The following is an 8,530-nucleotide window of genomic DNA, read 5'->3' on the forward strand; positions in this document are numbered from 1 at the left end:
GTGGACCGCACCGACGGGCAGCGCGTGGTGGTGGGTGTCAACGGATCGCTGGGCAGCATGACGGCCCTGCACAGGGCGGCTGAGGAGGCGCGCCGCCGTGGCGCGTCCCTGATGGCCGCGCTGGCGTGGACCGTGCCCCTCGGCGGGATGCGGCGGCCCGGCCCGGAGGCGCAGGCGGACGCGTTCCGCCTGGCGGCCCGGGACCAGCTGCGGGGGGCGCTGCGCGCGGCGTTCGGCGGGTCGCACGTGGGGGTGCCGGTGGAGGCGGTGGTGATCGAGGGGCAGGTGGGAGAGGCGCTCGTCTCGCTCGCGGACCGGCCGGACGACCTGCTCGTCGTCGGCACGGGGCGGCGCGGGCTGTGGCGGCGGCTGACGGGGCCCTCGCCTTCGCGGTACTGCCTGGCGCACGCCGGCTGCCCGGTCCTCGCCGTGCCGCACGCGCCGCTGCACGACGACCTCGACGCGTTGCGGCAGCTCGGACGCCGTGGGGCCGGGCTCGGCGCGTTGCTGCCGGGGCCCCGTACGCCCCGCTGAGGCAGCGCGGCCCCGCGGCCGGCCGCGGCATCCCGTGCGGCCCGGATTGACGGCCGGGCCCGACGCCTCTACAACCCTGGACGAGAGCGCTCTCACCCCTGAGACGTCCGGGTCCCTCCGGGCCCGGACGTTTTCCTCCACCGTCCAGGAAGGCGTTCCCCCATGGCCTCATCCCGCACCGCTCCCCCGGGCGCCCGAAGACTCGGGCCCCGACCGGCGGCCAGGACCCTGCTGACGGCAGCGGCGGCGCTGCTCGGCGTACTGGCCGCGCTGCTCTCCAGCCCGGCGAACGGCGCCGTGCCGTCCAGGCCCGGCTGGACGCTCCAGTGGAGCGACGACTTCACAGGCGCGGCCGGCTCCCTGCCGTCCGGCACGAACTGGCAGATCGACACCGGGCACAGCTACCCGGGCGGCCCCGGCAACTGGGGCACGGGCGAGATCCAGAACTACACCGACTCCACCAACAACCTCAGCCTCGACGGCGGCGGCAACCTGCGCATCACGCCGCTCCGCGACGGGGCGGGGAACTGGACGTCGGGCCGCATCGAGACGCGCAGGGCCGACTTCAAGGCACCGGCGGGCGGCGTGCTGCGCATCGAGTCCCGCCTCCAGATGCCGAACGTGACCGGGCAGGCCGCCCTCGGCTACTGGTCCGCGTTCTGGGCGCTCGGCGCGCCCTACCGGGGCAACTACTGGAACTGGCCGGCCATCGGCGAGTTCGACATCATGGAGAACGTCAACGGCATCAACTCGGTGTGGGGCGTGCTGCACTGCGGCGTCAACCCCGGCGGCCCCTGCAACGAGACGAACGGTCTCGGCGCGAGCCGCCCCTGCCCCGGCGCCACGTGCCAGTCGGCCTTCCACACGTACAGCTTCGAGTGGGACCGCTCCTCCACGCCCAACGCGCTGCGCTGGTACGTGGACGACCAGCTCTTCCACACCGTGACGCAGACCCAGGTGGGCGCCGCGACCTGGGCGAGCATGACCGATCACGCGGGGTACTTCATCCTGCTGAACGTCGCGATGGGCGGCGGCTTCCCCGACGGTGTCGCGGGCCACGCCACCCCGACCGCCGCGACCGTCCCTGGCCGCCCGATGGTCGTGGACTACGTGGCGGTGTGGACGCGGGGCGGCGGCGGTGGCCCCACCGACCCGCCGGACCCGCCCACCGGGGAGTCGACGTTCTACCTCAGGTCGGGCGGCGCCCTGAACGCGACGGCGGGCTCGGCGGGCTCGGCGACGGTGGCGTCCGCGGGCGGCACCAACCACGACGGGACGCCGTCGCAGCCGCAGACCTTCACGGTGTCCAACGTGAGCGGCGGGTACACGGGCGGGGCGACGGTGTTCGACCTGTTCGCGGACTCGGGCACGACGGTGGGCAACGGCCAGCAGGTCCGGGTCTCGTACGACCGGACCGGTGACGGCAGCTGGGACCGCACCGAGACGTACCACTACTTCGCCACGGACCCGGTGCCCGGCTACGAGCACTACCGGCAGACGGCCGGGCTGCGTTCGTCCACGGGGAGCCACGGCGACCTGGTGAACGGGCGCGTGCGCGTCGAGGTGTGGAACGCCATCGGCAACGGGCCGAGCACCGTGGGCATCGGCAACCAGTCGGTGATCACGATCCCGTTCGACTGACCCGTCCGGCCGGCAGCGGCGCGAGCCGTGCCGCCGTCCCCTCGCCGGGGGCGGCGGCGCGGCGGGCGCGGGTCAGGACTCGCTGACGAGCGCCATGTAGAAGTCCCAGTCCCAGTGGGGGCCGGGGTCGGTGTGGTCGTTGCCCGGCACCTCGACGTGGCCGATGATGTGCTCGCGGTCCAGCGGGATGCCGTAGCGGTCGGCCAGGTGGCGCGTGAGGGCGGCGGACGAGCGGTACATCGCGTCGGTGAACCACGCCGGGTCGTCGACCCAGCCCTCGTGCTCGATCCCGATGCTGTACGCGTTGCCCGAGCGGGCGTGCCAGGCCGTGTCGGCGTCGCGGACCATCTGTGTGACGTCGCCGTCCGAGGAGCGGACGAGGTAGTGCGAGCTGACCTGCGACGCCGGGTTCTGGAACCAGCTGATCGACCCGGCGTACCAGCCCTGCATCACGTGGACGACGATGGCGCTGATCTCCTGCGTGCGGCCCACCCGGTAGTTCTGCGTGCTGGCCGGGACCCAGTGCGCGGCGGGGTAGTCCGCGCTGAGCGGTCCTGGCGCGGCGTCGGCGTACGTGCCGCGGTCGGGGTCGACGGAGCGCGGCCCGACGGCGACGGTCTCGCCGCCGTCCACGCGGGCGCTGAGGCCGCTGCGCAGGAAGTCGTAGACGGCGTCGGCGTAGAGCCTGGCGGCTGTCGCGTCCTCCGCTCCGCCGCCCCCGCCGCCGTATGCGGCGACGGCGGTGTACCAGGCGTCGAGGTCCTCGCGTTCCGACGGCTTCATGCCGGCCGCGTCGGCGGCGAGGCGCAGGAGGGCGGCGCCGCCGCGGATGTTGGCGGCCGTGTCGCTGCGCAGCAGTCCGGCGGGCAGGCCGGTCTCGGCGGCGGCCTCGTCGAGGGTGCGCCGGGTGGGGTTGTCGACCAGGTGCATGACGCCGTAGCCGTTGGCGTGGCTGGGCAGGCCGTCGTGGTCGTCGAGACGTGTCTCGCCGTAGCCGACGGCGACGAGGAGGTCGCGCGGGACGTCGTACGCGGCGGCGGCCGAGGCGAACGCGTCGTTCACCGGTGTCGCCGGCCCTTCGGCAGCGACGGGGGGCGCGGTGGCGAGGACGGTGGCGAGGACGGCGGTGGCCAGGGGGATCATGCGCAGGCGTCGGCGTGGGGCGGATCGTCCGGACATGAGGCTCCGATCGGTGGGGGCGGATGCGTGGCGCCCCGGTGGGGCCGGGCGCGGCGCCGGGTCCACACTCGACGCTGCTACATGCCCATGTCAACGAGGCGGGGCCCCGGCGAGCCGGTGAGGAAGACGTTCCTCACCGGCGCGGTCGCCACCGAGCGGCTGCGGCGGCGCCAGGAGCACGGCCCGCCGGGCGGCGTGAGCTCGGCGCGGGACTCACCCGGTCGCCCGTCCAGCCGGAGGGGCGGCTCAGGAGCCGTCACGGACGCGGACCAAGGGGCCGTCCCAGGAGTGGTACGGGCGGCGCCCGCCGTTTCCCGGGGTGACGGCGGGGGGCGGTTCGGCGCGGACGGCCGCCGTCGCGGCGGCGGCGGCCGCGCTCGGGGGGCGGCCGTGCCGGATGGCGTTCCCCGCGCTCAGACCGTGGCCGACCTCGCGGGCGAACCTGATCAGCGGTCGCAGCAGCGGGCCCATGCGTCCCATCGGAGCCTCCAACTATACTGACCTGTGAAGTTGGCACGATGCTAGGTATACAGATCTGTAAAACGCAAGGGGTGCACGGTATGACCGCTGCCACGACGGGCGGAGGCCGGCGTCTGACACCGGGCGCGCGGCGGATCCTGGACGTCGCGTCCGAGCTGTTCTACCGGCGCGGCATCCACGCGGTCGGCGTGGACACGATCGCGGCCGAGTCGGGCGTCACCAAGCGGACGCTCTACGACCGCTTCGGTTCGAAGGACGGCCTGCTCGTCGCGTACCTGGAGGCGCGCGACATGCGCTGGCGCGAGCAGGTCGTGGCGCGCCTCGACGAGATCGGGGACGGCGACCGGGCGGCCCGCGTCCTGGCGCCGTTCGACGTGCTGCCGATGTGGCTTGAGGGGTCGGAGCGCGGGTGCAGCTTCATCAACGCCTTCGCGGAGCTGCCCGAGCCCGAGCACCCCGGACGGCAGGTGATCGTGGCGGAGAAGAGGTGGCTGCGCGACCTGTTCCACCGGCTGCTGACCGAGGCGGACGCGCCCCGCCCCGCCGACCTCGCCGTGCAGCTGCTCAGCCTGCACGAGGGCGCCGTCGTCAGCACCTCGATCGCCGGGGAGGCACGGGCGGCGACGGCCGCGCGCGCGGCGGCCGCGCTCCTGCTGGACGCGGCGACGGCGACCGGCTGACCCGGCGCGGGCTCCGGCGCGACAGCCGCAGGTCTCCGCACTCTGTTGCAGAACGGTGACAACCCGACCCATGGCTTCACGCTCCATGAGGTGTCGGGAGCAGTTCCGTTCGACAGAGAGAGGCCCTCCGTGCGCGACCACCAGGACAGACGAGCCGGGAAGCGGAGCAGCACCGTGAGCCGCCGGGGTGTGCTCGCCCTGGGAGCGGCGGGGATCGTCGGCAGCGTGTTCCATCCCACCGGGGTCTCGGCGCTCGGCCTCACGGACCGGTCGCGTTTCGGGGCGGCGGAGCCCGAGCCTGACACGGGCGGCGGGACGCCGGAGCCCGAGCCGGAGGAGGAGGCGCCGAGCCTGGAGCACCCCCGCCTCATCGGCGACGGGTCCACCGCCGACACCGGCCCCCAGCCGCACCAGCCCGAGGCGCGCCGGCTGGCGGCGGGGGAACGGCCGCCGCAGTTCGTCGTCGTCTCCTGGGACGGGGCGGGCGCGCTGGACGACGGCCTGTTCGACCGGTTCCGGGGCGTGGCGGAGGACATCGGCGCGTCGATGACGTTCTTCCTGTCCGGGCTCTACCTGCTGCCCGAGGCGCGGCGCGACCGGTACGAGCCGCCGCGCAACCCGCGGGGCGCCTCGGACATCGGCTACCTGTCCGACGCCCACATACGGGACACGCTCGGCCAGCTGCGCGCGGCGTGGCTGGAGGGCCACGAGGTCGGCACGCACTTCAACGGCCACTTCCTCGGCGGCGACGGCTCGGTCGCCAACTGGAGCGCGGACGACTGGCGCAGCGAGATCGCCCAGGCGAAGGCGTTCGTCTCCGAGTGGCGGACCAACACGGGGTTCGGCGACGACGTGCCGCCGCTGCCGTTCGACTACGAGCGCGAGCTGACGGGCGGCCGCACCCCCGGGCTGATGGGGCAGGAGGCGCTGCTGCCGGTGGCAGCCGAGCTGGGCTGGCGGTACGACGCCAGCTCCCCCGGCGGCCTCCAGCAGTGGCCGGCGCGGCGGGAGGGCCTGTGGGACCTGCCGCTGCAATCGCTGCCGTTCCCCGGGCACGGCTTCGAGGTGTTGTCGATGGACTACAGCATGCTGGCCAACCAGTCGGGCGACACGACGCAGGGCGACCCCACCCGTTTCGACACCTGGCGCGAGGAGGCGAGGGGGGCGCTCATGGGCGGTTTCGAGCGCGCCTACACTTCGAACCGCGCTCCGCTGTTCGTGGGCAACCACTTCGAGCAGTGGAACGGCGGCGTGTACATGGACGCCGTCGAGGAGGCACTGCGGGAGATGGCCGGCCGGGACGAGGTGCGCTTCGTCTCCTTCCGGCAGCTGTGCGACTGGCTGGACGCCCAGGACCCCGGCGTCCTGGCGAATCTGCGCGCCCTCGGGGTGGGGCAGGGCCCGCCGGGCGGCTGGGAGGCCGTGGTGACGGCGTGACACGGACGCTCCTCCCGGGCGCGGAGACAGGGGACGGACCGGCGGCGAGGGCGGAACGGGTGCGGGACGAGACCGTGGGCGAAGGCGGGACGGGTGCCGGGGAACGGGCCGCCGAGGCGTTGTTCGCGGGGTTCTACCCGCGCCTGGCGGGCTGGTGCCGGGGGCTGGTGGACTCCGACGAGGTGGCCCACGACATAGCGTCCGAGGCGTTCACCCGCCTGTGGTCCCGCTGGTCCGCGGTGGACCGGCCGGAGTCGTACCTGTTCAGCGTGGCCGCCAACCTGGTCAGGGACCACTGGCGCCGCCGGGACCGCGAGCGGCGCGCGGCGCGCGACCTGGACGCGGTGCGCGAGGACTCCCCCGCGGCCGACCAGGGCCTCGCCGTCCGCAGCCTCGTCGAGTCGCTGCCCGACCGGCAGCGGGTGACCGTACTCCTCCACTACTACGCCGGACTGCCGGTGGACGAGATCGCGTCCGTCCTGCGCCGCCGTCCCGGCACCGTCAAGAGCGACCTGTACAAGGCCAGGCAACGGCTGCGGAGCGCGTTGAGGGGATTCCATGACATCACCACATGACCCGCACGACGACCCGCCCGCCGCGGCGGGCGGAGGGGAACCGTCCGGTCTGGACGGGCTGTTCGCGGCGCCCGTGACACCGCTGCCGCCGCCCGCCGGGGCGTTCGCCACCGTACGCCGCCGGGCCGCCGCGCGGCGGCGGCGCCGGGTGGTCGCGGCGGGCGCGGCGACGGCCGTGTGCGTGGCCGGGGCGACGGCCGTCGTCGCGCTGACGCGCCCCGGGGGGCCGCCGCCGGTGAGCGCGCCGCCGGTGTCCCGTTCGTCCGTCCCGGCGGACGAGGACCCCTCGGAGCGCGGGAGTCCGTCCCGCGCGGAGGCGCCGTCCGGCACCGGGGAGCCGTCCGTGGAGGCGAGCGGTACGGGTCCGGCCTCGTCCGACCCGGCGCCTGAGCCGTCCGGTGGCGGTGCCGGCCGGGAGACCGCGGCCTCCCCGGGTGCGTCCGGCGTCTGCGGGAGCGACCAGCTGGACCTGGCCGTCGCCGCGACCGAGGGCGCGGCGGGTTCTGTCTACCTCACGCTGCGCTTCACCAACACCGGGGACGCCGCCTGCACGATGACGGGGTTCCCCGGCGTCTCGCTGGTCGCGGGGGACGGCGGCGAGCAGATCGGCGCCCCGGCCGAGCGCGCGGCGACGGACGGCGCGCCCGTGCCCGTGGAGCTGGCGCCTGACGGCTCCGCCGTGACGGACCTGCGGGTCACGCAGGCGGCGAACCACCCCGCCGAGGACTGCGACCCGACCCCGGCGCGCGGGCTGCGCGTCTACCCGCCGGACGAGCGGTCCGCGCTGTACCTGCCGGACGACGCCCTGACCGGCTGCGCCGACGAGGGGGTGTCCCTCCTGTCCGTGGCGCCGGTGCGCGCGGAGGACGGCTCCTGACCCGCGGATACGCGGCGGGCCCCGTGACGCACCGTGTCACGGGGCTCACGCGCCGCCCGGTCGGCCGCCCCGCGGTGTGAGCCGGCGCACGTGACGGCCGTCACGTACGTAACGCCTTAGTAGTTCGCACCCGCACTTACTCGACTGACCCCGGGACAGACCCCCGGGACAGGGTCTTTCGCCTACGGTGACGGCTCGTAGGTCCCATGGTTGTCCGGTTTCCGAACACCTGCTGAGAATGGCCGCTCGTCCGCATCCGCGACGTTCACCGCCCTTCTCTGCGAACGAGGTACCACTCCCATGACCGCGACCCGCACCACCGGCACGAGCCGGATGTGGACCCGCAGGGCCTCCATCGCCGGCGTCGTCACCGCCGGCGCAGCGGCCCTGGCCGTAGCCCTCGTCCCGACCCAGGCGTCCGCCGCCACGGCACCGGCGCGCGTGGCGACCCAGACCGACGCCCCGATGGCATTCCTGAGCGCCGCGCCCGGCAAGAACGCCATCGCGGTCAGCGACACGCTCGGCGGCACACAGCAGATCGTCGACCTGGCCCCGCGCGAGGCTCCGGCGGCGCAGGCACCGGAGACCGTCGCGGACGCGGCGCCGGAGGACGCCCCCGAGGCGGCAGCCGAGGCACAGCCCGAGGCACCGGCGCAGGCACCGGCCGAGAGCCTGGCCCCCGAGGCGAAGCCCGAGGCCCCCGAGGTGACCTACCCCGACAACCTGGACGGGTGGATACGCGAGGCGATGGCCATCATGAAGGAGCACGGCATCCCCGGCTCCTACGAGGGCATCCACCGCAACATCATGCGCGAGTCCAGCGGCAACCCGAAGGCGATCAACCTCTGGGACATCAACGCGCAGAACGGCGTGCCGTCGAAGGGCCTGCTACAGGTCATCCAGCCGACGTTCGACCGCTACCACGTCGAGGGCACCGCCTACGACCTGTACGACCCGGTCGCCAACATCGTCGCGGCCTGCAACTACGCCGCCGACCGCTACGGCTCGATGGACAACGTGTTCGGCGCCTACTGATCCGTCCCAGCGCGGTTCGGCACGGGCACGACACAGCGGCGGGGGGGGGGGGGGGGGGGGGGGGGGGGGGGGGGGGGGGGGGGGGGGGGGGG

General features: G+C 74.7%; 9 protein-coding genes. 7 read left to right on the forward strand and 2 right to left on the reverse strand.

Annotation, left to right across the window (positions count from 1 at the left end; genetic code table 11):
* Both ACL02R_RS21915 and ACL02R_RS21920 read left to right on the forward strand, forming a co-directional pair.
* A complete protein-coding gene (locus ACL02R_RS21915; RefSeq protein ID WP_412798669.1) occupies positions 1 to 534 on the forward strand; it encodes a universal stress protein in 534 nt (177 codons plus the stop codon).
* Positions 535 to 696: 162 nt separating this feature from the next.
* On the forward strand, positions 697 to 2,175 hold the full coding sequence (locus ACL02R_RS21920; RefSeq protein WP_412798670.1) for a glycoside hydrolase family 16 protein: 1,479 nt from the start codon (positions 697 to 699) through the stop codon (positions 2,173 to 2,175).
* Positions 2,176 to 2,247: 72 nt separating this feature from the next.
* Here the strand turns inward: ACL02R_RS21920 and ACL02R_RS21925 are convergent, their stop codons facing one another.
* Together ACL02R_RS21925 and ACL02R_RS21930 are read right to left on the reverse strand one after the other, a co-directional pair.
* Positions 2,248 to 3,354 (reverse strand): N-acetylmuramoyl-L-alanine amidase, encoded by a 1,107-nt coding sequence (locus ACL02R_RS21925; protein ID WP_412798671.1) that lies wholly within the window; start codon positions 3,352 to 3,354, stop codon positions 2,248 to 2,250.
* A gap of 246 nt (positions 3,355 to 3,600) precedes the next feature.
* Entirely contained in the window at positions 3,601 to 3,834 is a 234-nt protein-coding gene (locus tag ACL02R_RS21930) for a hypothetical protein (protein ID WP_412798672.1), read from the reverse strand.
* An 80-nt stretch (positions 3,835 to 3,914) separates the two neighbouring features.
* Between ACL02R_RS21930 and ACL02R_RS21935 the strand changes: the two genes are divergently transcribed.
* From ACL02R_RS21935 to ACL02R_RS21955, 5 genes are all read left to right on the forward strand, one after another.
* Positions 3,915 to 4,514: a TetR/AcrR family transcriptional regulator gene (locus ACL02R_RS21935; RefSeq protein ID WP_412798673.1), complete on the forward strand. Its 600-nt coding sequence runs from the start codon at positions 3,915 to 3,917 to the stop codon at positions 4,512 to 4,514.
* 174 nt (positions 4,515 to 4,688) lie between these two features.
* Positions 4,689 to 5,951: a hypothetical protein gene (locus ACL02R_RS21940; RefSeq protein ID WP_412798674.1), complete on the forward strand. Its 1,263-nt coding sequence runs from the start codon at positions 4,689 to 4,691 to the stop codon at positions 5,949 to 5,951.
* A gap of 74 nt (positions 5,952 to 6,025) precedes the next feature.
* Positions 6,026 to 6,526 carry an RNA polymerase sigma factor gene (locus tag ACL02R_RS21945; protein WP_412798681.1) on the forward strand — a complete coding sequence of 167 codons (501 nt, stop codon included), beginning with the start codon at positions 6,026 to 6,028 and terminating at the stop codon, positions 6,524 to 6,526.
* Positions 6,510 to 7,403, forward strand: coding sequence for a DUF4232 domain-containing protein (locus ACL02R_RS21950; protein WP_412798675.1), 894 nt, complete (start codon positions 6,510 to 6,512; stop codon positions 7,401 to 7,403). Before ACL02R_RS21945 ends, ACL02R_RS21950 begins: the two co-directional genes overlap by 17 nt.
* 300 nt (positions 7,404 to 7,703) lie before the next feature.
* On the forward strand, positions 7,704 to 8,438 hold the full coding sequence (locus ACL02R_RS21955) for a transglycosylase SLT domain-containing protein (RefSeq protein ID WP_412798676.1): 735 nt from the start codon (positions 7,704 to 7,706) through the stop codon (positions 8,436 to 8,438).
* Positions 8,439 to 8,530 lie beyond the last annotated feature (92 nt).

It is taken from the genome of Streptomyces sp. MS19, assembly GCF_047200595.1.
In the GTDB taxonomy this organism is placed as follows: Bacteria; Actinomycetota; Actinomycetes; order Streptomycetales; family Streptomycetaceae; genus Streptomyces.